Origin of the sequence: Clostridium sp. MCC353 (assembly GCF_018785315.1) — a bacterium.
In the GTDB taxonomy this organism is placed as follows: domain Bacteria; phylum Bacillota; class Clostridia; order Lachnospirales; family Lachnospiraceae; genus CHH4-2.
In genome coordinates this window covers 1,449-24,396 of the sequence record NZ_WQPN01000125.1, presented here as the reverse complement: position 1 = coordinate 24,396, position 22,948 = coordinate 1,449, and the positions used below count along the sequence as shown (strand labels likewise).

The 22,948-nt window shown below is 48.5% G+C and carries 22 protein-coding genes; 20 read left to right on the top strand and 2 right to left on the bottom strand.

Annotation, left to right across the window (positions count from 1 at the left end; all coding sequences use genetic code 11):
- Window positions 1–482: 482 nt before the first annotated feature.
- Window positions 483–719: a hypothetical protein gene (locus GPL15_RS20055; RefSeq protein WP_215700448.1), complete on the bottom strand. Its 237-nt coding sequence runs from the start codon at window positions 717–719 to the stop codon at window positions 483–485.
- 167 nt (window positions 720–886) lie between these two features.
- On the opposite strand from GPL15_RS20055, the gene GPL15_RS20050 reads away from it, so the two are divergent.
- From GPL15_RS20050 to GPL15_RS20000, 11 genes are all read left to right on the top strand, one after another.
- A complete protein-coding gene (locus GPL15_RS20050; protein ID WP_215700447.1) occupies window positions 887–1,807 on the top strand; it encodes a SpoIID/LytB domain-containing protein in 921 nt (306 codons plus the stop codon).
- A 240-nt stretch (window positions 1,808–2,047) separates the two neighbouring features.
- A complete protein-coding gene (locus GPL15_RS20045; RefSeq protein ID WP_215700446.1) occupies window positions 2,048–3,070 on the top strand; it encodes a LacI family DNA-binding transcriptional regulator in 1,023 nt (340 codons plus the stop codon).
- 84 nt (window positions 3,071–3,154) lie between these two features.
- Window positions 3,155–4,126: an ABC transporter permease subunit gene (locus tag GPL15_RS20040; RefSeq protein WP_215700445.1), complete on the top strand. Its 972-nt coding sequence runs from the start codon at window positions 3,155–3,157 to the stop codon at window positions 4,124–4,126.
- A 13-nt stretch (window positions 4,127–4,139) separates the two neighbouring features.
- On the top strand, window positions 4,140–5,006 hold the full coding sequence (locus tag GPL15_RS20035) for a carbohydrate ABC transporter permease (RefSeq protein ID WP_252198523.1): 867 nt from the start codon (window positions 4,140–4,142) through the stop codon (window positions 5,004–5,006).
- A 40-nt stretch (window positions 5,007–5,046) separates the two neighbouring features.
- Window positions 5,047–6,765, top strand: a complete 1,719-nt coding sequence (locus GPL15_RS20030; protein WP_215700443.1) for an extracellular solute-binding protein — start codon at window positions 5,047–5,049, stop codon at window positions 6,763–6,765.
- 41 nt (window positions 6,766–6,806) lie between these two features.
- Complete coding sequence (locus GPL15_RS20025) at window positions 6,807–7,598, top strand: VOC family protein (protein ID WP_215700442.1); 792 nt, start codon at window positions 6,807–6,809, stop codon at window positions 7,596–7,598.
- A 9-nt stretch (window positions 7,599–7,607) separates the two neighbouring features.
- Complete coding sequence (locus GPL15_RS20020; RefSeq protein ID WP_215700441.1) at window positions 7,608–8,333, top strand: SDR family oxidoreductase; 726 nt, start codon at window positions 7,608–7,610, stop codon at window positions 8,331–8,333.
- Between the two features lie 13 nt (window positions 8,334–8,346).
- On the top strand, window positions 8,347–9,204 hold the full coding sequence (locus GPL15_RS20015) for a sugar phosphate isomerase/epimerase (protein ID WP_215700440.1): 858 nt from the start codon (window positions 8,347–8,349) through the stop codon (window positions 9,202–9,204).
- A gap of 15 nt (window positions 9,205–9,219) precedes the next feature.
- A complete protein-coding gene (locus GPL15_RS20010; RefSeq protein ID WP_215700439.1) occupies window positions 9,220–10,371 on the top strand; it encodes a Gfo/Idh/MocA family oxidoreductase in 1,152 nt (383 codons plus the stop codon).
- Between the two features lie 14 nt (window positions 10,372–10,385).
- Window positions 10,386–11,495 (top strand): Gfo/Idh/MocA family oxidoreductase, encoded by a 1,110-nt coding sequence (locus tag GPL15_RS20005; protein ID WP_215700438.1) that lies wholly within the window; start codon window positions 10,386–10,388, stop codon window positions 11,493–11,495.
- A 71-nt stretch (window positions 11,496–11,566) separates the two neighbouring features.
- Window positions 11,567–12,331 carry a M23 family metallopeptidase gene (locus tag GPL15_RS20000; RefSeq protein ID WP_215700437.1) on the top strand — a complete coding sequence of 255 codons (765 nt, stop codon included), beginning with the start codon at window positions 11,567–11,569 and terminating at the stop codon, window positions 12,329–12,331.
- A gap of 82 nt (window positions 12,332–12,413) precedes the next feature.
- Here the strand turns inward: GPL15_RS20000 and GPL15_RS19995 are convergent, their stop codons facing one another.
- Window positions 12,414–13,898, bottom strand: coding sequence for a DUF1846 domain-containing protein (locus tag GPL15_RS19995; RefSeq protein ID WP_215700436.1), 1,485 nt, complete (start codon window positions 13,896–13,898; stop codon window positions 12,414–12,416).
- 334 nt (window positions 13,899–14,232) lie between these two features.
- Between GPL15_RS19995 and GPL15_RS19990 the strand changes: the two genes are divergently transcribed.
- From GPL15_RS19990 to GPL15_RS19950, 9 genes are all read left to right on the top strand, one after another.
- Window positions 14,233–14,916, top strand: a complete 684-nt coding sequence (locus tag GPL15_RS19990) for a DNA alkylation repair protein (RefSeq protein WP_252198522.1) — start codon at window positions 14,233–14,235, stop codon at window positions 14,914–14,916.
- 214 nt (window positions 14,917–15,130) lie between these two features.
- Window positions 15,131–16,333 (top strand): putative glycoside hydrolase, encoded by a 1,203-nt coding sequence (locus tag GPL15_RS19985; RefSeq protein WP_215700435.1) that lies wholly within the window; start codon window positions 15,131–15,133, stop codon window positions 16,331–16,333.
- The gene (locus GPL15_RS19980; RefSeq protein ID WP_215700434.1) at window positions 16,333–16,842 is read left to right on the top strand and encodes a DUF1653 domain-containing protein; all 510 of its coding nucleotides are present in this window, start codon (window positions 16,333–16,335) and stop codon (window positions 16,840–16,842) included. The genes GPL15_RS19985 and GPL15_RS19980 overlap by 1 nt, the downstream gene beginning before the upstream one ends.
- Before the next feature lie 8 nt (window positions 16,843–16,850).
- A complete protein-coding gene (uvrC, locus tag GPL15_RS19975; RefSeq protein ID WP_252198521.1) occupies window positions 16,851–18,710 on the top strand; it encodes an excinuclease ABC subunit UvrC in 1,860 nt (619 codons plus the stop codon).
- Between the two features lie 95 nt (window positions 18,711–18,805).
- On the top strand, window positions 18,806–19,735 hold the full coding sequence (hprK, locus tag GPL15_RS19970) for an HPr(Ser) kinase/phosphatase (protein ID WP_215700433.1): 930 nt from the start codon (window positions 18,806–18,808) through the stop codon (window positions 19,733–19,735).
- Window positions 19,736–19,752: 17 nt separating this feature from the next.
- Window positions 19,753–20,661: a UDP-N-acetylmuramate dehydrogenase gene (gene murB / locus GPL15_RS19965; protein WP_215700432.1), complete on the top strand. Its 909-nt coding sequence runs from the start codon at window positions 19,753–19,755 to the stop codon at window positions 20,659–20,661.
- A 20-nt stretch (window positions 20,662–20,681) separates the two neighbouring features.
- Window positions 20,682–21,557, top strand: coding sequence for an RNase adapter RapZ (gene rapZ, locus GPL15_RS19960; protein ID WP_215700431.1), 876 nt, complete (start codon window positions 20,682–20,684; stop codon window positions 21,555–21,557).
- 86 nt (window positions 21,558–21,643) lie between these two features.
- A complete protein-coding gene (gene whiA, locus GPL15_RS19955; protein WP_215700430.1) occupies window positions 21,644–22,642 on the top strand; it encodes a DNA-binding protein WhiA in 999 nt (332 codons plus the stop codon).
- Window positions 22,617–22,871, top strand: a complete 255-nt coding sequence (locus tag GPL15_RS19950) for an HPr family phosphocarrier protein (RefSeq protein ID WP_215700429.1) — start codon at window positions 22,617–22,619, stop codon at window positions 22,869–22,871. The genes whiA and GPL15_RS19950 overlap by 26 nt, the downstream gene beginning before the upstream one ends.
- The last annotated feature ends 77 nt before the right edge of the window (window positions 22,872–22,948 follow it).

Genomic DNA, 22,948 nt, shown 5'->3' with positions numbered 1-22,948 from the left:
ATGGCTTTCATCCCCGAAGGATTCCCCTGGGCCCGCCCGCATCCAAACATCCAGTCCGTCCCCTCGTCCCGCTTTCCTGCTGGTTTTCTCTGGCTAAAGTAATTAAAAGCAAATTTTACATAAAGGGTGAAGGTATTTTCGAAAATGGCTTCACCCTTTAATGTAAATCCCCACACCATTTAACATCAACCCTCAAGGCATTTTCAAAAATGCCTTGACCTTTTACTGTTAATCCCCATATTAATTACTTTAAACCTCTATGTCATAATCTGCACAAAATACCAAACACCGTCTCAACCAAACGCTTCCCTGCCTTTTCTACTTCCCTTCTCCAAATCTTTATTTCCCCTTTATCAGACCAGTACACAGCCATGAATCCTGGGAATGGGGACGGACGGAGGCGGAGGCCTGCTTGGAGGTTTGACGCCGGGCGGAGCGGAATCCGTTGGGGATGAAAGCCGTCTGGAAACCGTTAGAGAAACTTAGGCTCCAGGGACGGAAAAAGACGGGCAGAAACTGAAAACCAAATCAGTTTCTGAGATGCCCACTGAACGGTAAAGTCCCATAAAGAGTTTACCGTGAATGGGCATCGGACCGTCTTTTTCCGTCCCTGGAACCTTAGTTTCACTTACGGTTGGAAGCCGGTTTTCATCCCCAACGGATTCCGCTCCGCCCGGCGTCAAACCTCCAAGCAGGCCTCCGCCTCCGTCCGTCCCCATTCCCAGGATTCATGGCGTTACTTTCACGAATATGTTAAATAAAGATTTCCCCCTCCCTTAATAAAAAGTGCCTCGTCCGCATATATATTAGTATAGGCCGCAGCAGTCAGTGAAATCCGGCCTGAATGAATAGTTAAGCTGCATCTGCAGCAGATTGTGAGGCGGATATGAAAAAACGGTTGCTTCTGGCTGTAATAGCGGCATTGATGATCCCATATATTGTGACACTGGCATGGACTGGGACGGTGGTGGAAGAGATTACGCCGCAGGAGATTCCGTCGGGCAGGAAGATTCTTTTGGACCGCGGGAACAACAGCGTTTATGTGGATTTAGAAGAGTATTTGATTGGAATTGTGGGGCAGCAGATTCCGGCGGATTATGGAAATGAGGCCCTCAGGGCACAGGCGATTATCGCACGGACATACATATATGCCCAGATGGGGGATGGAACGGAGATTGCGGAATCTGCATTGGATCTGGATTACCTGGAGGAGAAACAATTGAAGGAACTGTGGGGGCCGGAGTATTTTGCGGCCAATTATGATCAGATCGTTCAGGCGGTAAAAAGCACTGCGGGATCAGTGATCAGATATAATGAAAGCTATATTGTGCCCCTGTTTCACAGGGCCAGCGCGGGGAAAACACGTCAGGGGGACGAACTTCACCCCTATCTCCAGAGCGTGGAATGTCCTTTTGATGTGGAGGCGGAAGGGTATTTGACGGCAAAGGTTTGGTCAAAAGAGGAATTCGCAGGTATGATTAATGAAAAAGCAGGAGAAAACGTGCTGTCACCTGATCAGCTTCCCTCCAGCATCCAACTGGTATCCAAGGATCCGGCCGGTTATGTGGAGCAGATGCAGATTGGAGGAAAAACTTATACGGGAGAGGAACTTCAGGCGGCCCTTGGGCTTTTATCCCCTTGTTTTACATTGGAGGAATATGAGGGGAAAATAAGGGCAGTGAGTAAAGGGATCGGCCATGGATACGGATTCAGCCAGTTCGGCGCCAGAAAGAAGGCAGAGGAAGGGTGGCTGGCGGAGGATATTTTGAAATACTTCTATAAGGATGTTGAAATAGGCAGCCGATGATCGGTTTGCCTATTTTTTGCTTGTGCGGATTGCATAGGGAATTGATTAGTTGCTTGTTCAACTATACAAAATGCACTATAAACTATGGATTTGTATTGACTTATATGTACTATATTGACTATAATTAGGACAAAGATAAGCAAACGTTAACCTGTATAAAATATACAATACTAATCTGTAATTAATTGCTTATTTATATTTTTTTGATATAAGCAAACGATTACTTATGGAGGTGGACAGTTGGGAAGTTATACAACTTTAAAAGACGTGGCAAAACGTGCGGGTACAACGGCGGCCACCGTATCCTATGTGCTGAACGATGCGAAGGACCGATATATCAGCGAGGACATGAGAACGAGGGTTTTGGAAGCCGCAAAAGAATTGAACTATGTGAAGAGTAATGTGGCAAGCAGCCTGAAAGGAGATAAGCGGAAGATGATTGCTGTGCTGGTTCCGCAGTTCTCAAACCAGTTCTTCACTAAAATGATCATGGCAATTGAAGAGGTTGCGGATCAATATGGCTATCTGCTTTCTATTTATGATACGTTTGACAATCCGAAACGGGAAAAAGAGATCATAAAGAGGATGGCCCAACAGAGAATGGACGGATATATCATCATTCCTTCCCGTGAAGGAAGCAGGAATACCGCGCAGCTCAGAGAATTGAAAATACCTATGGTGGTAGTCGACCGGCCATTGGAAGGTTCAACAGGATATCCGTGGGTGACTACGGATAATTACCAATGCGGATTTAAGGGAGCTTCCTATCTGACGGACAGAGGACACCGGAAGATTGGCTTCATCGGATGGAATTCCGGGATAAAAGATCTGGAGGCCAGGGAAAAAGGTTTCTGGCATGCTGTAAAGCGAATTCGTGCAGAGGAAGAGGCGGCCAGCATTGATGGAGAATTCAGTGAGGAAGCCGGTTATGAGATGACGAAAAGGCTGCTGAAAGAGCGCCCGGATCTGACGGCTGTTTTCTATGGATACAATATACAAGCCAGAGGAGGGATTAAATATCTGATTGAAAAGAATGTGGATATAGGCAGGGAGTTGTCGGTGATGCTGATCGGATCACCGGAATGGGCGGTTACAGGGAAAAATAATTTCAGCCATATTGTCCAGCATGAATACCAACTGGGAAAAGAAGCGGCTGTCATATTGTTTTCCATCATAAATGGGGAACAGGAGATGGGGCCGATGGACGTGATTAAGGAGTGTATGATCTATGAAGGCGACTCCGTATGCGACGTCGGGAGTTGAGAGAACTATGGAAATTAGAGATCGTGTGTACAGATTGGGGAATGGACTTTCCACTGATCAGCCGGAAGGGGGAATGGAGCGGTTATGAAGAGGTCAAATAATAGCGCGGCGGCAGCCGGGCAGGATTTCAGGGCGGTGGCAGGCAGGAAGGTGAAGATTTGGAAGAAGAGTATTATAAGGAGCCGGTATCTCCTGCTCATGATAAGCGTGCCGTTTGTATATCTGCTGATTTTTCATTATCAGCCAATCTATGGTCTGCAGATCGCATTTAAGGATTTCAATCCTTTTATTGGCATGAAGGACAGCCCGTGGGTGGGATTCGCCCATTTCGTCGATTTTTTCCACTCGGAATATTTCTTCCGTCTGATTAAAAACACGTTGGTGATCAGCCTTGTCAACCTGGCTTTTACCTTTCCGCTTCCTATAATAATAGCGCTTACGATCAATGAGATCACACATAAGCATTTTAAAAAGACGGTGCAGACAATTATTTATCTGCCGCATTTTATCTCATCCGTAGTGGTTGCGGGCCTGGTGCTTTCCACCCTTTCCCTGAAGACGGGCACAGTCAACCAGATGCTCTCCAGCCTGGGAATGGAACAGATCGATTTCATGAACATCTCCGGACTGTTTCCATTTATTGTGGCAGGCGCGGACGTATGGCAGGGAACCGGCTGGGCCTCCATCATCTATCTGGCGGCCATGACAGGAGTCGATCCCGCCCTCTATGAAGCCGCTGTCATGGACGGGGCGTCTAAATGGAAGCAGGTCCTGAATATCACGATTCCGTCCATCATGCCGACGATTATTATCCAGTTCATTCTGAAAGTCGGCCAGCTGTTCAATGTGAGCTTTCAGAAAATCCTGCTCCTCTATAACCCTCGGATTTATGATACGGCGGATGTCATATCCACGTATGTTTACAGAAGAGGTCTTATGGGACAGGAATACAGCTTCGGCGCTGCGGTAGGCTTATTTAACACGTTAGTCAACCTGACTATGCTGCTGACATTTAACTACATATGTAAGAAGACCAGCGAAAACAGTCTTTGGTAAGGGGGAAATGGTTTTGGTAAAGAATAAAAAAATAACGGGGGACAAGGTGTTTAAATTCTTCGTGATGTTATTTCTGGCCTGCTTCAGCCTTTTGATCCTCTATCCGATCGTATGGATTATCAGCAGTTCCTTTTCCGATCCTTTTGCGGTGATGACCGGCAAAGTGCGCTTTCTTCCGATTGGCTTCACCACTAAGATGTATACAAGAGTGTTCCATCATCCGGAGATATGGGGAGCCTATAAAAATACGATCTGCTACACTCTGCTGAGTGTGACGGTCAGCATTCTCTTAACATCTCTGGCGGCCTATCCGCTGTCCAGAAAAGACTTTTTTGGAAAGAAATTTTTCACCACAGTGCTGCTGATTACCATGTTTTTTCAGGGCGGTATGATACCCACCTTCCTGCTGGTTAAGCAATTAAAGATGCTGGACACCGTATGGGCGATCGTGCTTCCGACAGCCATGAGTGTGTATAATACCATTGTTATGAGGACATTTTACGCTTCAACCATACCGCAGGAATTGGAAGAAGCCGCATTCCTGGACGGAGCTAATGATATCCAGTTTTATCTTCTGGTAGTGATACCGCTTTCAAAAGCGATTATGGCAGTTATGATCCTGTTTTACGCGGTGGAAGCGTGGAACAGCTGGCTGCCGGCCTTTCTCTATATGTCCAGCCGGGACAAGTATCCGCTGCAGCTGATCCTGAGAGAGATCATCATCCAGGGATCGTCCGGTATGGCCAATGACAATGAATTGATTGGCGACGGTTTGAAATACGCCACCATGGTGGTGGCCACACTGCCGATCATGTGCCTGTATCCATGGCTTCAGAAATATTTCACAAAGGGAGTTATGATCGGGTCTGTAAAAGGGTGAGAACTATATTAATTTATCTTATAAAAGGAGGAGTTATTGTATGAAAAAGAACAGAAAGCTGATGGCCGCACTGCTGTCAGGAGCTATGATGGCGTCCGTACTGAGCGGCTGTTCAGGCGGCGCAAAGCCAGCAGAAACGCAGAAACAGGCGGAAACACAGAAACAGGCGGAAATACCGGCAGCTTCCGGTCAGGCAGGGGGAACGGAAACCGCGGCTTCGGCAGAAGAAACGAACGGAGCGGATTGGGGAACCATTGACGGTAAACCGATTTCCGCAGAACCGATTACAATCCGAATTTTCGCTACAAAGGGAGTGGATGTGGGGGACATCAATACCTTTGAGTATATGAAAAAACACTGTGAAGCCAATAATATTACGGTAGAATGGGAGCAATGCTCACTGGAGATGGTGGATGAAAGGCTCAATGTGATCGTGGCATCCGGTGACCTTCCGGATATGTTCTGGGGACTGCCGCAGAAGCAGTATGAGCAGTTGAAGCAGGCCGGAGCTCTGGCTGAAATTCAGGATTACCTGCCTGAATGTCCGAGATTCAACAAAACGGTGGGAGAATTTCCGGATTCAGAGAAATACTTCATGGAACCGGACGGCACGGTTTACATGATGCCGATGCTGGACGGCCTGACAGTGAACCAGCCTCTGATCTGCCGCCGGGACTGGCTGGGGGAACTGGGCATGGAACCGCCTGTAACCAAAGATGACTGGTATCAGTACTGGGTGGCGGTGCGCGACAACGATATGAATAAAAACGGCGATCCCAATGACGAAATCCCATTTACGGCTGAAAAACTCAGCTATGTGCTGAATCTGGTCAGCACGTTTGAGATGGTGGACGGCTTTTATGTGGATGTTCAGGACAACAGCCAGGTGAAATACAGCTATACGGACCCCAGATATAAAGAGTTTTTGGAGTGGCTCAACATGCTTTGGAATGAAAACCTGATCGACCACAATATCTTCACCAACGATAAAAAGGCTTTGCAGAGCGATAACGCATTAAATCTGGCGGGATCTTATTCAGGAAAACTGAACGGTCAGCTCAATACCTATCTGTCCGCAATCGGCAGTCAGATCGAAGGATATGATCTGGTGGGAACAGAACCCATCAAGAGCGATAACGGCCTTCAGATCCATCCGTTCAGCCAGCCGATCGTAAAATGTGATTCTTCCTCCAGCGGCGCGGTGATTTCCGTATCCAGCAAATATCCGAAGGAATGCGTGCAGTTCTGTGACTGGTTTTATGATTTCTCAGATCCTTATGGCGGAGGCTTCATGAATATCTTTGGATATGAAGGGGATACCTTCGTATATAATTCGGACAAGACGGATTACAGCTATTCCGACAGCGTGCTCCACAGCCCGGACGGTCTTTCTCCGCAGCAGGTCTTATCCAGAAAGACAACAAGAGGGCAGCACGCAGGTTATGTGAAGCCGACAGGAAGCTTTAAGATGTGGGCTCCTCAGGTAGAAGAAGCGTATAACAATCTGGCTCCCTTCTACGATGATTCCCTGAAATATATCGTGCCCCCTCTTCCATTTACGGATGCGCAGAATAAGGAGATCCGCAGCACCATGGCAGATATCAACACCTATGTGGAAGAGAGCGTCAGCGATTTTATGACAGGCAAGACACCGATCGACCAGTTTGACGCATTTGTGGAAAAAATCAATAAGATGGGAATCCAGAATATTCTGGATATCTACAATGAAGCCTATACGGAATGGAACCAGCCGAGATAACAACCGATTGAACACAATAATTTTAAAGAGAGGTAATAAAGATGATTAAGGAATTAAACCATGTAGCAGTTCGTTCCGGGGATATGGAAAAGACAATTCATTTTTATGCGGATATATTAGGAGGAACTGTGATCCGCGACGCCACAAGCCCGGATGGAAAAGGCCGCTTTGTATATGTCCAGCTGGTGGACGGGGTGATCGAACTGATCAAGGGAAAACCGGGCGCCGATAATTTGGGGCTGCAGCATGTGGCATTTCTGGTGGATGAGCCGATTGAAGACGTACATAAAAAACTGGTGGAAATGGGATATCATTTCACTGTAGAGCCTAAATTAGCGGCGTCCGGCGACGGATATCTGGCGTTCTTCGAAGATGCCAGCGGCGCGGTCTTTGAGATCATACAGAGAGAAGAAAATATCAGAATTCCGGGTCTGAAAAATGAACATATCGAGGAATTTGATCATATTTCCATACGCGTGGCAGATGACTGTTACAAGAAATGTGAAGATTTCTACCTGAACACCCTTGGTTTTGAGGTGCGCAGGATTATGGAAAAACCGAATTCTGTGATGAGCTACTATAAATTCGGACCGGATACTCTGGAGACCCTTTATTCCCAGGGCAGGCCGAAAGTGGAAAAACCGCTGGGACACATCGCTTTCCGGGTAAAAGACTGTTTTGAAATGAAAAAATATCTGGAATCCCAGGGAATCACCTGTCCGGAACCGAAGGAGTCCGGCATGGGCGGCTTCAATATTATGAACGTAGCCGGACCGGACGGAGAGATCCTTGAATTCCTGGACCGCCCGTCGCTGGAAGAATATAAGAGATAAGGGGAAGCCATGAAAGGCAGCAGTGCAATTGTTACCGGAGCGGGCAGGGGGATCGGCCGTGCAGCTATGGCCATGCTCGTGAAAGAAGGGCTCAAAGTAGCTGCTGTTTCCAGAAGCCGGGAAGCTCTGGAGGCAGCGGTCCGGGATTTGGGGCTGGAGGATGGGACACAGGTGGCCATCATCCCGTCCGATCTCTCGGAAGAAGAAGGGGCTGTGAAGGCCGTATCCCAGGCGGTGAAGCGTCTGGGGCATGTGGATTATCTGATTAACTGTGCCGGAGTCAGCCAGAGGGAAAGCTGTGAGATCACACAGATCAGCCGTCAGGAATTCGAACGCATTATGAATACAAACCTGAATTCCGTTTTGTACATGTGCAGGGAATTCTTAAAATACGCTGACAGCGGATACATCATCAATATCCTGTCTACGGCTGCCTACGATACGGGAGCCGGAGGAATTATGTATTCCGCATCCAAATATGCCGCCAGATCAGTTACGGAAGGGCTGGCTAAGAGCCTGAAGGGAACCGGTGTGCGTATCACATCAGTCAGCCCGGGACCGGTTAATACTGATATCTGGTCGCATAAGGCGGCTCCGGTTCCGGAAGAGAGAAAAGCAAAGATGTTAAAACCAGAGGATATCGCGGATATTATGAAGTTTCTTCTCAATACGGATGATAACGTGCAGATCCATGATATAAAAGTGGAACCCTGGTTTTACCGTAAAAATGCATAGATAAGGAGAGTGTATGAAGCCATTAGTTGCAGTGCAGACAATCGTATTCAGCCAGGTGGTGGAGCAGGAGGGATTTGAACGGGTTTTTCATTTTATAAAGGATATTGGGGTCAATGAAGTGGAATTGTCCAAGGTGCCCTTCAACCGGGATACTATGCCAACGATCCGCAGGCTGTGCAGGGAGCTGGACCTCCATGTATGCTGTATGAATGTGAGCATGGAACCTTCAGGGCCTGCGGACAACGCGCTCAACCTGAGGGATAATCTGGAGGAAGTGGCCGGATATGCCGCTGAGCTGGACTGCCGTTACCTTAGGGTTGGAATGATGCCGTCCTGGGCATTTGGAAAGGAAGAGAGCCATTATAAAGTGGCCCAGATGATCAATTCCTGCGGGATGCGGCTGGCTCCCTATGGGATTAAATTCTATTACCATCACCATGAATTCGAATTCCAGAAGTACGGCGGTAAGTATGGCATGGAAATTTTAATGGAGAATACTGATCCCGGTTGTGTGGGATTTGAGCTGGATACCCACTGGCTCCAGTTCGGCGGGCAGAATCCGGTGGACTGGATCAAAAGGATGAAAGGGAGGGCCGATCTGGTTCATCTGAAGGACTATAGAATCATAATGCCCAGGGAAGGGGTGGAAGGCATTATCTCCGCGCCGAGAGAACTCAGGAAAAAAGTCGTGCAGTTTGCTGAAATCGGGACCGGAAATCTGGATATGAAGGCGGTCATCGATGCCTGTATCGATACGGGTGTGCGTTACATGCCCATCGAACAGGATACCTCCTATGAAATGAGCCCATTTGACAGCATCCGTATCAGTGTGGAGAACATCAAGGCCATGGGCTATGAAGACTGCTTTTAGGATTGGAGGAAGAGTATGACAGGAGTTGCGATCATTGGTGCGGGGGATATCGCCAATACACATATAGAAGCATATTTAAAATTTAAGGACAGATGCCAAATTGTGATGCTGGTGGACCGGTTGGAGGAAAAAGCGAGAGAAAAGGCGGAGAAATACGGGCTGGACTGTGAGGTGTCGTCTGATTATATGGATATCGCCAAGCGCAGTGACATCAGTCTGGTCTCCGTCTGCCTTCCGCCGGCCCTTCACTGCCAGGTGTCATCTGACCTGTTGAGAGCAGGAAAGAACGTGCTGTGTGAAAAGCCCATGGCTCCCACCCTGGAAGAATGCGACAAGATGCTGGATGCCGAGAAGGCCGGAGGCGGAAAGCTTTCCATCGTGGCTCAGAACCGATTTAAACCGGATGTGATGAAGACGAAGGAAATGCTGGACCGGAATCTGTTTGGGAAGATTTATACTGCCTTCATCAGTTCCCTGTGGTGGAGAGGGAGCCATTATTATGACCTGTGCTGGAGGGGAACCTGGGAAAGGGAAGGCGGAGGCTGCACGTTCAGTCACGGCGTCCATCATTTAGATCTGTTTTTGTGGTTTTTGGGGGATGTGGACCGGATCGTCTCCACACTGGCGAATCAGAATCATTTAAACAGCGAGGTGGAGGACTTCTCTATTCATACGGTGTATTTTAAAAATAATGCGGTGGGGCTGGCCGTAAGCTCCCTTCTCCATCACGGAGAAGAGCAGAAGATCGTCATCGACGCGGAAAAAGGCACCATTGAGCTGCCCCATAAGATTTCTGTCAGCCGTCAGCTGGATAACGGATATCCGGAGCCGGACGATGAGAAGAAGGCGGAATTGGAAGCCTTGTTTGGGGAGATGGATTCTCCGGTCTATAGCGGTCATGAAGGACAGATCGAGGACATGCTGTCTTCCATTGAAAACGGCCTTCCGCCTTTTGTGACCGGTGCCGAGGGGCGCAGGACCGTGGAATTCATCACGGGAGCGTATCAGTCTGCGTTTACCGGGCAGGCGGTCAAATTCCCGATGACTGAACGAGATTTATTCTATACAAAAAAAGGGATTATGAGCAAAGTAGTAAAATTCCACGAAAAAACAGTGAGCGTAGAGAGCTTTAAGGATATCGGGATTTCTGTGGGAGGCACTTTGTAAGAGGAGAGATCAGGATGCAGAAAACAGACGGAATGAATTACGCGCCGGAATCCCGGGGAAAGGTACATGTGGTCTGCGCCCAAGGTGAGTTTTCGTTCGGTGTGATCGGCCTGGACCATGGTCATATCTATGCCATGTGCAATGGGTTGATAGAGGCAGGAGCCGGGCTGAAAAAAGTGTATGACAGGGATCCGGAAAAGGTAAAACAGTTTTTAGAACGATATCCCCAAGCCCACTGCGCCCAGTCTCAGGAAGAAATCCTGGAGGATGGGGAATTGAAGCTGATAGCCAGCGCCATAAGGCCGGATCAACGGCCCAAGCTTGGAATGCAGGCGATGAAGCGGGGCAAAGATTTTTTTGTGGACAAACCGGGTATGCTTTCATTAGATGAGGTTGAGGCGGTTAGAGCCTGCTGTGAAGAGACCGGGCGGAAATATATGATTTACTTTGGCGAAAGAGTTCATGTAGAGGCTTCTGTTTATGCTGAAAAATTGATTAAACAGGGGGAAATCGGGCGGGTGGTTCATATGACCATATTGGCGCCCCACAGGCTGAATAAATCCACCAGGCCGGATTGGTTTTTTCAAAAAAAGAGAAACGGCGGCATCATCACCGATATTGGAAGCCACCAGATCGAACAGTTTCTGTATTTTTCGGGAGCCAAATCTCTGGAAGTGATGCACAGCGCGGTGGCGAACTATAACAACCAGGACAAACCGGAGTTCACCGATTTTGGCGAGGCCAGCCTTTTAGCAGACAATGGCGCCACCTGTTACTTCCGGGTGGATTGGTTCACTCCGGACGGACTTGGCGCCTGGGGCGACGGACGGGTGTTTATCATAGGAACAAAAGGGACCATTGAGCTGCGGAAATATATCGATGTGGCGGTTTCGGCAGAAGGAGATCATGTATTTTTAGTGAATCAAGAGGGAGAATTCCATTATCAAGTGACCGGACAGACGGGATTTGTCTTTTTTGGAGATTTTATTCTGGACTGCCTGGAGCGCACAGAGCGCACTATGACCCAGGAGCATGTACTGGAATCAGCGCGAACAGCTGTTACAGCGCAGGAAAAAGCGCGAAAAATACCGGACAAAAACGAGACGGATTTTTTTATTTCATAAAATAAAAAATATCTTCATTCTCTTTGTATAACTCTTCCCGCTTTGGTAAGAATATTACCGAGGTGAGAAAAGTGAAAGAGAAAGTAAACCAAATGTTCAAGGACAAACTGTTCCTTGTCATGTTAGTGCTAGGCCTGCTGACTATTGTAGCCGCAGCAGGAGTTGTTACCATTCAAAGAGGAAACCAGCAGGGGGAAGAAAATCCATACATGGAAATCCAGGAACCGGGAGGATATATCGCAGAGGAAACTGCGCCGCAGCAGACACAGGTGGCCGGCAATTCCAATGCAGTTCTTCCAACGGACGCGGTTGAGGAGGATACCTCTGTACAGGAGACGAGAGGATTGGCAGAAGGGACCATTGATGAGCCCATCGCCCAGGTAGGAGCAGGCAAAGACGCCGCAACCCCATTGGTCCTCAATTTTACAGACGCCAGCAAGATGACCTGGCCAGTATTTGGAAATGTACTTTTAGATTACAACATGGAATCCACCATCTATTTCCCGACGCTGGACCAGTACAAATGCAATCCGGCCGTAATCATCCAGGGAGATGTGAGCGATCCCGTATCAGCGCCTGCAAACGCCAGGGTACAGGAAGTTGGTTCCAATGAAGAAATCGGCAATTATGTGGTTTTAGACCTGGGAAATGATTATTCGGTTACCTGCGGCCAGTTGAAGGACATCAAGGTTGTGGAAAATGAATACATGGAACAGGGACAGATTATCGGTTATGTGTCCGAACCGACAAAATACTATTCTGTAGAGGGTACCAACCTTTTCCTGGAAATGAAGCACCAGGATCAGACCGTAGATCCTCTGGATTACCTTCAGTAGAAAAAAGTGCTGCAGCGGTATGGGATTCCCATATCAGATGCGGCACTTTTTTCAATATTCATATGACACAAGAAATGCGTGTTTAGTGGTAGATCTTTTTATGCTCGTAAACCGGCTCTGAAGTCAGCTGAAGCCCCAGTTTGGCGAATACTTTGATATCCACATCCGACAGCATGACGGAGGTGTGAACCTGGCATCCCTTCAGCAGAGGAAGCTGGTCCATGGCTTTCTGGGCCACAGGATCATGGGCGGCGCTCATGGACAGGGCGATCAGGATTTCATCCGTGTGGAGACGCGGGTTTTTGCTGCCCAGATAATTGACCTTTAACCCCTGAATCGGCTCAATGGCGGAAGGGGCGATCAAATGCACATCGTCCGGGATTCCGCCCAATTCCTTAACCGCGTTAAGAAGGACGGCAGCGGAGGCCCCTAACAGGTCGCTGGTTTTGCCGGTGACGATCTTTCCGCTTGGCAGTTCCAGCGCCGCGGCGGGAGAGTTTTTCTCAGCCGCCAGGTTCTTGGCGGCGTTTACGACGCTCCGGCATTCCGGCGTGATTTTGGCCTGTTTCATCAGCAGTTCAATCTTATAGACTTCTTCTGATGAAGAGGCGCTTTCATCTTTTACAAGGCGGTTTAAAGCCTGGTAATAGCGGCGTATGATTTCCTGTTTGGAAGCTTCACGGCATGCTTCATCATCCATAATGCAGTTGCCTGCCATATTAACGCCCATGTCCGTCGGAGATTTATAAGGGCTGCTTCCGTAAATGCCTTCAAAAATCGCGTTCAGCACAGGGAAGATTTCCACGTCCCTGTTATAGTTGACCGTGGTCTGTCCGTAGGCATCCAGATGGAAGGGGTCGATCATGTTGACATCGTTCAAATCGGCGGTGGCCGCTTCGTAGGCCAGGTTGACCGGATGCTTTAACGGGATGTTCCAGATGGGGAAGGTTTCAAATTTGGCGTAGCCGGCTTTGATTCCCCTCTTGTTCTCGTGATAGAGCTGGGATAAGCAGGTGGCCATCTTGCCGCTTCCCGGGCCTGGGGCGGTGACGATCACAAGCGGCTTTGAGGTGACGATATAATCATTTTTCCCATAGCCCTCGTCGCTGACGATCAGGGAAATGTTGTTGGGATATCCGTCGATGGTGTAGTGCCGGTATACCCGGATGCCCATTTTTTCTAACTTATTCTTAAAAATGTCGGCGCTGTTCTGGCCGGAATACTGGGTGATGACCACACTTCCTACATATAGCCCCTTATCAATAAAGGACTGGATCAGACGGAGCACGTCCAGGTCATAAGTGATGCCCAGGTCGTGGCGGACTTTATTCTTTTCTATATCAGACGCGCTGATGGCGATTACGATTTCAGCCTGTTCCGCAAGCTGTAAGAGCATGCGCAGTTTGCTGTCGGGCGCAAAGCCGGGAAGGACCCGTGACGCGTGGTAATCGTCAAACAATTTCCCGCCGAATTCCAGGTATAATTTATCGCCGAACTGGCTGATGCGTTCGCGGATATGTTCAGACTGCATGGCTAAATATTTGTTATTATCAAATCCTAATTTCATAAGCTCTCCCTCATTTTTACAAAAATCTACACCCATTGTATCATAAAACTTCTGAAAAAGACATTGCAAATTGAAGTTTATAAGGTAAAATGAAAAGAAAACGCAACCGTTCAGACAGGTCTGCGCATTTACTGCGCGGACCGTACGAAAACATAGCGGCTGCGGGCATCCAGCCCCTCGCCGCAGGCGGCTTTAATGGGCTGGATGCGCAACAGTTCAGACCTGGCTGAACTGTTATAAGAAAACACAGCAGTTCAGATATGGCTGAACTGTTATAAGAAAACACAGCAGTTCAGATATGGCTGAACTGTTGCAAGAAAAAGGCGGGGTGCATATGGATATAAAAGAACAGCTCTATGGTCTGGCAGATCTGAAATTCCGGGATTTCACCGTAAAGCTGATGCCCGGAGTGGATCCGGGGACGGTGATCGGGGTCAGGCTGCCAAAACTCAGAAAACTGGCAAAAAAGCTGGCGAACTCAGGCTGGAAAGAGTATATGGACGGGGCTTTTGACGATACTTATGAGGAAATTATGCTGCAGGGCATGGTGCTGGGATATGTGAAAGAGGACTGGGATGTGCTTTGGCCCTATATTGTCCGTTTTCTGCCTAAGATCAATAACTGGTCGGTGTGCGACAGTTTCTGCGTGGGATTGAAGGCGGCCCGCAGGGAACGGGAAAACGTTTGGCACTATCTGGAAGAGTGTATGGGGGATGAACGGGAATATGTGATCCGGTTCGGAATCGTCATGCTGATCTATCATTATATGGAAGAAGAATATGCGGACAGGGCTTTTGAATGGTTTGACAGAATCAGCCATTCGGGATATTATGTAAGGATGGCGAAGGCCTGGGCTGTCTCCATTTATTATGTGAATTTTCCGGAGAAAACCATGGCGTATCTGAATAACAACTGTCTGGATGACTGGACGTATAATAAAGCGCTTCAGAAGATCCGGGAATCGCTGTGCGTGGACCGTGAAACAAAGGATAAGATCCGTTTGATGAAACGGGGATAGCTGATGTTGGAACAGGGAAAGCTTTAGATAGAAAATGCTTTAGATAGAGAACGCAGTTATTGACTGTAGTGGGAGAATCGTGTGAAAAATAATCCTGAAGGCTTATTTTCCACACCAGAATTTGTGTCGGAGCCACAAATTTGAATCGCAGATGAGAATCTGAAATTCTCAGCGCGTGCCTACGCAAAAAGCCGCTCCGGCATGGAGGAATCGGATGAAAAAAAGATTATTATTGGCGGCCATGCTGCTCTGCCTTACCGGGTGCGCCAGATATGAGGAAGTGCCCCTGCCGTCCACGGCGGCGGAGACGGCGGAAGAAAGCGTGCGGGAAGAGGCGGCGGAGACAGAACCGCCGGAGGAAACGGAAGTTTCGGTCCAGCCGGCGCAAACGGATACCAGGGTCCCGAAAAAGGTTAAGGGGATTTATCTTTCCGCTTATATTGCGGGAACTCCGGAGCTCATGGACAACATCCTGGCGGAAATTGAGAAGTCTCAGGTAAATGCGGTGGTCATCGATGTGAAAAATGACGACGGGCGGATTACTTTTCCCATAGACACCCCTGTGGCAGGGGAAATCGGAGCCTGTAAGTCTTATATCAGCGATGTGGACGGCCTGATTAAGAAACTGAAGGAACAGAATATCTATGTGATCGCCCGGGTTGTGGCATTTAGGGATCCATTTTTGGCTGAAGCCAAGCCGGAATGGAGCCTTAAAAAGGCGGATGGCACCCTGTACCGCGATAACCAGGGGCTGGCCTGGGTAAACCCCTATAAAAAAGAGGTCTGGGACTATTTGATTGAGGTGGGAAAAGCCGCCGCAGACGCGGGATTTGATGAAGTGCAGTTTGATTATATCCGTTTTTCTACAGAAAAAGGGATGAGACAGGTGGTTTTTGATGAGGAAGACACGAAAGGTCGCAGCAAGACGGATATCATAACGGAATTCATCACCTATGCCTATGAACCGTTGAAAGAAGCCGGGCTTTTTGTCTCTGCGGATGTGTTCGGAGCGATTATAGGCAGTGAACAGGACGCCAATTCCGTTGGACAGATCTACTATGAGATGGCAAAGCACCTGGATTATATCTGTCCCATGATCTACCCGTCCCATTATGCAGACGGCAATTTCGGGATCGAACACCCGGACACAAAACCATATGATACCGTATTGGCGGCCCTCATGGGCTCCCAGGCGGATTTAGCCTCATCATCGGATGCCGGGAAAGAGGAAAAGCTGGCGGTTGTCCGGCCCTGGCTTCAGGATTTCACCGCGTCTTATCTGCAGAATTACATCAAATACGGGCCGGAACAGGTAAAAGCGCAGATCCGCGCGGTTTATGATGCCGGTTATGAGGAATGGATTTTCTGGGACGCGGCCTGTACTTATGATTGGAAAGGATTGGAGAGAGAAAATTAATGGAAAGAATACCAAAACCGGGGGAATTTTACCGGCATTTCAAGGATAAACTATATCAGGTTCTCACAGTGGCGGAACACACTGAGACCGGGGAACAGATGGTGGTATACCAGGCCCTCTATGGGGATTTCAGGACTTACGTGAGGCCTCTGTCCATGTTTGTCAGCGAGGTGGATCGTGTGAAGTATCCGGATGTTTCTCAGAAATACAGATTTGAAAAAGTGGAACCGGAAAGAGAGAAAAGGACAAATGAAGAACCGGCCTGGGAAGAGACGGAAGAAGAACCCGGACTGCAGCCCTGCGTTCTGGCCTTTTTGGATGCCGAGAGCTGGGATGAAAAGCTTCAGATCCTGTCTTCCATGAAGGGGAAAATCGGGGAGAAGGAGATCGACAGCATTTTTATGGCTCTCGACCTGCAAAAAGTCCCGGGAGGCTTAGAGGCGCAGACGGATGCGTTGGAAGGATTTCTAAAGACGCAGAAACGGTATGACGGAAGCCGGTTGAGATAGGTGGTGAAATGGTGTTTGACATAGAGGAAGAATTAAAGAAACTGCCGTCACAGCCGGGGGTTTACATCATGCATGACAGCAAGGATGAAATCATCTATGTGGGAAAGGCAATCAGCCTGAAAAACCGGGTCCGCCAATATTTCCAGAGCAGCAGGAATAAGACCGCGAAGATTGAACAGATGGTTTCCAGAATCGCCCGTTTTGAATACATCATAACGGATTCCGAGCTGGAGGCCCTGGTGCTGGAATGCAATCTGATCAAAGAACACCGGCCGCGGTACAATACCATGCTGAAGGATGATAAGAGCTATCCATACATCAAGGTGACGGTAAATGAGGAGTTCCCCAGGGTTTTGTTTGCCAGGGAGATGAAAAAGGATAAAAACAAGTATTTTGGCCCTTACACGAGCGCAGGGGCGGTGAAAGATACCATTGACCTGATCCATAAGATCTATAAGATACGTACCTGCAACAGGAATCTGCCGAGAGACACGGGAAAGGACCGGCCCTGCCTGAATTATCATATCAAGCAGTGCGACGCCCCCTGCCAGGGTTATATCAGCAGGGAAGACTATGCCAAATCCATCGGGCAGGCCCTGGACTTTTTAAACGGGCAGTACGGCCCTGTGCTGAAATCCCTGGAAGAGAAGATGCAGCAGGCTTCGGATGAGCTGGATTTTGAAAAGGCCATTGAGTACAGGGAACTGTTAAACAGTGTAAAACAGATTGCGCAGAAGCAGAAAATCACCAGCAGCAGCATGGAAGACCGGGATATCATCGCCATGGCAAAGGATGAGAAGGATGCAGTGGTGCAGGTGTTCTTTGTCCGGGACGGACGGCTGATCGGCCGGGAGCATTTTCATGTGACGGTGGCAACTGCGGAGGATACGAAGCAGATTCTGACCAGCTTTGTGAAGCAGTTCTATGCGGGAACCCCCTTTGTTCCCCGGGAATTGTGGGTTCAGACGGAGCTGGAGGACAGCGGCGTGATTTCGGAATGGCTGAGTGCCAAACGGGGGCAGAAAGTCAGGATCACCGTGCCGCAGAAGGGGCAGAAGGAGCGGCTGGTAGAACTGGCGGAGAAAAATGCGGCCCTTGTGCTGTCCCAGGATAAGGAAAAGATTAAACGGGAAGAGCTGAGGACCAGAGGAGCCATGAACCAGGTGGGAGAATGGCTGGGGCTGTCGGGAATCAGACGAATCGAGGCATTTGATATTTCCAATACCAGCGGGATTGAATCGGTGGGCTCCATGATCGTCTACGAGGACGGAAAGCCTAAGAGGAATGATTACCGGAAGTTCAAGATCAAATGGGTGAAAGGCCCCAATGATTACGCTTCCATGAAAGAGGTTCTGACCAGAAGGTTCAGCCACGGCCTGGAAGAGGCGGATCTCCTCAGGGAAAAGGGGATGGATGAAGCTTTCGGCAGTTTCACAAGATTTCCCGACCTGATCATGATGGATGGAGGCCGGGGCCAGGTGAATGTGGCTTTGGAAGTTTTAGAGGAACTGAACCTTTCCATTCCCGTGTGCGGTATGGTAAAGGACGACAACCACCGCACAAGAGGGCTCTACTACCACAATGTGGAAATACCCATTGATAAACATTCGGAAGGGTTCCGCCTGATCACCAGAATCCAGGATGAGGCCCACAGATTCGCGATTGAGTATCACCGCAGTTTGAGAAATAAAGGCCAGGTTAAGTCCATTTTAGACGACATTTCCGGAATTGGGCCGGCCAGAAGAAAGGCTCTCATGCGCCATTTTAAATCCATAGAAGCGGTAAAAGACGCTGGTTTGGAGGAATTGGCGGAGGCGCCGGGCATGAACCGCCAGGCGGCTCAGAGCGTTTATGATTTCTTTCATTAAATGACGGAGCCTGCGTCAAACGGGAACAGGTAATGACAAGCGGACAAATTTATGATAGTATTAAAAAAAATACGTGTTAGAAGGAGAATGATATCATGCATGGTGTCACCATTAAAGAATTAATTGAAAAGATGAATCTGAAAAATACTACGCCGGAGATTGACACGGAAAAAATCGTTTTAACTCATCCGGATGTGAACAGGCCTGCGCTGCAGTTAGCCGGATTTTTCGATCATTTTGACAAAGAGAGGGTGCAGATCATCGGGTATGTGGAACAGGAGTATATAAAAACCCTGTCCACGGAGAGAAGAAAGGAGATGTATGATAAACTCCTTGCCAGCAAAGTGCCATGTCTGGTATACAGCCGGGGACAGATGCCGGATGAGGATATGGTCGCCCTTTGTACTTATTATGATGTGCCGTGTCTGGTGTCTGAAAAGTCTACCTCTGATTTGATGGCGGAAATCATCCGGTGGCTGAAGGTGAAGCTGGCGCCGTGTATCAGCATTCACGGAGTGCTGGTGGACGTATTCGGTGAAGGCGTATTGATTATGGGAGAAAGCGGTATCGGCAAGAGTGAAGCCGCGCTGGAGCTGATTAAGAGGGGACACCGTCTGGTGACGGATGATGTGGTTGAGATCCGCAAGGTCAGTGATGAAACCCTGATCGGAAGCGCGCCCGACATCACGAAACATTTTATAGAGCTTAGAGGCATCGGGATCATTGATGTGAAGGCCTTGTTCGGAGTGGAGAGCGTTAAGGATACCCAGGCCATTGATATGGTGATCAAACTGGAAGACTGGAACCGGGATAAGGAATATGACCGTTTGGGCCTGGAAGACCAGTATACGGAGTTTTTAGGCAATAAAGTGGTCTGCCACTCCATACCGATCCGGCCGGGCAGGAATTTGGCGATTATCGTGGAATCTGCGGCGGTTAACTACAGGCAGAAGAAGATGGGCTACAATGCGGCCCAGGAGCTTTACAAACGGGTACAGGCGAATTTGTCCAAAAAAAATGATTAGTCTGAGGTAGGAAATTTATGAATGCATTTCATTCAAAATTATTGGAAGCGGCCGGAAGTGATTTTGTAAAAATGGGGGAGCCCATGAAGAATCACACCACCTTCCGGGTTGGTGGGCCTGCTTCCTGGTACGTGACGCCGAAAGATGAAACCGCGCTGGCGGCTGTGGTCAGCCTGTGCAGAGCGGAAAATGTGCCCTATTACATTATTGGAAACGGAAGCAACCTATTGGTCAGTGACAATGGATATGAAGGCGTGATCGTTTCCATGAGTGAATCGTGGAATTACTGCAGGATAGAGGGATGCCGGATCACGGCCGGGGCAGGCGCCCTGCTTTCCAGGATCGCCAGGGCCGCCCTCGACGCTTCTCTTACAGGATTTGAATTTGCGGCGGGCATACCGGGAACCTTGGGCGGCGCAGTGGTAATGAACGCAGGAGCCTATGGTTCGGAGATGAAGTATGTGCTGGAATCGGCCCGGGTGCTGGATCGTGAGGGGCGGATCAGGAACCTCTCCCTGGAAGAACTGGAGCTGGGATACCGGAAAAGCTGTATTTTAGCCAACGGTTATATCGTGCTGGAAGCAGTGCTTCTGCTGGAAGCGGGAGATCAGGCCGCTGTTAAGGCCAGAATGGATGAACTGGCAGGGCAGAGACGGGAAAAACAGCCTTTGGAATATCCCAGTGCGGGAAGTACCTTTAAAAGGCCGGCGGGTTATTTTGCAGGCAAGCTGATCCAGGACGCGGGGCTGCGGGGATTCCGGCTGGGCGGGGCCCAGGTATCGGAAAAACACTGCGGATTCGTGATCAACAGGGATCATGCGACGGCAGCCGATGTCCTTAACCTCTGCCGGGAAGTGCAGAGGAAAGTAAAAGATGATTTCGGCGTGGACCTGGAAATGGAAGTCAAAATGCTGGGGAAATTTTAAAGTTTGCGGAGGATGAGACGGTGAAGCTGGTAATTGTGACTGGGATGTCGGGAGCGGGAAAGACCATAGCGCTCAAAATGCTGGAGGATATCGGATTTTACTGTGTGGATAATCTGCCTATACCGTTAATGGAGAAATTTGCCGAACTGACGGTGATGAATTTTGGAGGCCACAGCAAGGCGGCTTTGGGAATTGATATCAGAAGCGGCGAGGAATTATCGAAACTCAATCAGGTTATGTCCGGATGGAAACAGAATAAAATGCCTTTTGAAATCCTGTTTCTGGACGCCAGTGATGAAGTTTTAATAAAACGGTATAAAGAAACAAGGCGGTCCCACCCGCTGGCAGGATCGGGCAGGATCGACCGGGGCATTGATAAAGAGCGGGAGAAACTGGCCTTTCTCAAAGACCGGGCGGATTATATCATCGATACGAGCCAGCTTCTGACCAAGGAACTGAGACAGGAACTGGAAAAGATTTTTGTGGATGACCAGAAGTATAATAATTTATTTGTAACGGTATTATCATTTGGATTTAAATATGGAATCCCTTCGGATGCGGACCTTGTATTTGACGTCCGTTTTCTTCCCAATCCCTATTATGTGGAGGGACTGCGCCAGAAAACCGGCAATGACAGTGAGGTGCGGGATTTTGTGATGCAGGGGGGAACCGGGGAACAATTTTTAAAGCAGTTATTCGATATGCTGGACTTTTTGCTTCCGAATTATGTGCTGGAAGGGAAAAACCAACTGGTGATCGGGATTGGCTGCACCGGAGGAAAACACAGGTCTGTGACCATTGCCAATGCGGTCTACGGCCATTTGAGCAGCCAGGAGGAACTGGGAGTTAAGATTGAACACCGAGATATTGAAAAAGATAGTAAACTGAAAAAATAAAAGCCGGAAGTCTGTTTACGGCGAATGGCTTTTAGGATTATCAGCCGCGGTCGGCGGGGAAACTGCTCCGGCATGGAGGAATTAACATGTCATTTTCATCCAGGGTAAAAGAAGAACTTTCCAGGCAACTGAGCTCTGCGAGGCATTGTAAAATAGCAGAAATTGCGGCGATTATCAGTCTTTGCGGGAAAATAATGATCTCTGAACACGATCATTTCTGCATCAAAATTCAAACAGAAAATGTAGCAGTTGCAAGAAAGTACTTTACATTATTGAAAAAAACATTTAATATTAGTACTGATGTCTCAATCCGGCGCACCAGTTACCAGAAAAACATCACTTATGTAATCGTAATCAAAAAGCATGAGGATGCCATCAGGGTGCTGCAGGCCACCAGGATTTTGGACGTCCATGGGGAGATCGGGGAGAATCTTTCCCTGGTGGGAAATCTTGTGATACAGCAGTCCTGCTGCAGGAGAGCATTTATCAGAGGCGCATTCCTGGCATCAGGGTCCATCAGCGATCCGGAAAAGTTTTATCATTTTGAGATCGTATGTGCGGCCAGACCGAAAGCGGAACAACTGAAGAACATAATCGCCACCTTTGGCCTGGATGCGAAGATTGTAGTCAGGAAAAAGTATTATGTCGTTTATATTAAAGAAGGAAGTCAGATTGTGGACATCCTGAACGTGATGGAAGCGCCGGTATCCCTTATGGAACTTGAGAATATCAGGATTTTAAAGGAGATGCGCAACAGTGTTAACCGCCAGGTGAACTGTGAGACGGCCAACATCAACAAAACGGTATCAGCTGCTGTGAAGCAGATTGAAGATATAACATATATCAAAGATACAATTGGCTTTGAGGGGCTGCCGGAAAATCTGGAACAGATGGCCCGGCTCAGGCTGTTAAGGCCGGATGCAACTTTAAAAGAGCTAGGGGAGGCTCTTGAACCTCCTGTTGGAAAATCAGGAGTGAATCACCGACTTAGAAAGCTCAGTACTTTAGCAGAAGAATTGCGGGAAAAAAGTATGGGCAGAGAGCATGAGGAGGATAATTATGGTCAAAAAAACAATAACAATTGAATTGGCGTCAGGTCTGGAAGCGAGACCGGTAGCAATGCTGGTACAGGTATCCAGCCAGTATGACAGTACCATTTATGTGGAAAGCGGCGACAAACGTGTGAATGCCAAAAGTATTATGGGTATGATGACATTGGGACTTGCTGCGGGAGAAGAAATTACAGTTACTGCAGAGGGCGTAGACGAGGATCAGGCGGTTTCTGATATTGAAAAATATCTGAAGAGCCATTAAATATGGGGTGAGGAGGCACGCGGAAAGCGTGCCTTTGTATTTTTTTGTGGGGATTTTATTATATTTGTGAAAGTAAC

Excerpts from the sequence above, each read along its gene's own strand:
- GPL15_RS20055 (WP_215700448.1), bottom strand. The coding sequence starts at position 719 with ATGGGGACGGACGGAGGCGGAGGCCTGCTTGGAGGTTTGACGCCGGGC.
- GPL15_RS20050 (WP_215700447.1), top strand. The coding sequence starts at position 887 with ATGAAAAAACGGTTGCTTCTGGCTGTAATAGCGGCATTGATGATCCCA.
- GPL15_RS20040 (WP_215700445.1), top strand. The coding sequence starts at position 3,155 with ATGAAGAGGTCAAATAATAGCGCGGCGGCAGCCGGGCAGGATTTCAGG.
- GPL15_RS20030 (WP_215700443.1), top strand. The coding sequence starts at position 5,047 with ATGAAAAAGAACAGAAAGCTGATGGCCGCACTGCTGTCAGGAGCTATG.
- GPL15_RS20025 (WP_215700442.1), top strand. The coding sequence starts at position 6,807 with ATGATTAAGGAATTAAACCATGTAGCAGTTCGTTCCGGGGATATGGAA.
- GPL15_RS20020 (WP_215700441.1), top strand. The coding sequence starts at position 7,608 with ATGAAAGGCAGCAGTGCAATTGTTACCGGAGCGGGCAGGGGGATCGGC.
- GPL15_RS20015 (WP_215700440.1), top strand. The coding sequence starts at position 8,347 with ATGAAGCCATTAGTTGCAGTGCAGACAATCGTATTCAGCCAGGTGGTG.
- GPL15_RS20010 (WP_215700439.1), top strand. The coding sequence starts at position 9,220 with ATGACAGGAGTTGCGATCATTGGTGCGGGGGATATCGCCAATACACAT.
- GPL15_RS20005 (WP_215700438.1), top strand. The coding sequence starts at position 10,386 with ATGCAGAAAACAGACGGAATGAATTACGCGCCGGAATCCCGGGGAAAG.
- GPL15_RS19995 (WP_215700436.1), bottom strand. The coding sequence starts at position 13,898 with ATGAAATTAGGATTTGATAATAACAAATATTTAGCCATGCAGTCTGAA.
- GPL15_RS19990 (WP_252198522.1), top strand. The coding sequence starts at position 14,233 with ATGGATATAAAAGAACAGCTCTATGGTCTGGCAGATCTGAAATTCCGG.
- GPL15_RS19985 (WP_215700435.1), top strand. The coding sequence starts at position 15,131 with ATGAAAAAAAGATTATTATTGGCGGCCATGCTGCTCTGCCTTACCGGG.
- GPL15_RS19980 (WP_215700434.1), top strand. The coding sequence starts at position 16,333 with ATGGAAAGAATACCAAAACCGGGGGAATTTTACCGGCATTTCAAGGAT.
- uvrC (WP_252198521.1), top strand. The coding sequence starts at position 16,851 with ATGGTGTTTGACATAGAGGAAGAATTAAAGAAACTGCCGTCACAGCCG.
- hprK (WP_215700433.1), top strand. The coding sequence starts at position 18,806 with ATGCATGGTGTCACCATTAAAGAATTAATTGAAAAGATGAATCTGAAA.
- murB (WP_215700432.1), top strand. The coding sequence starts at position 19,753 with ATGAATGCATTTCATTCAAAATTATTGGAAGCGGCCGGAAGTGATTTT.
- whiA (WP_215700430.1), top strand. The coding sequence starts at position 21,644 with ATGTCATTTTCATCCAGGGTAAAAGAAGAACTTTCCAGGCAACTGAGC.
- GPL15_RS19950 (WP_215700429.1), top strand. The coding sequence starts at position 22,617 with ATGGTCAAAAAAACAATAACAATTGAATTGGCGTCAGGTCTGGAAGCG.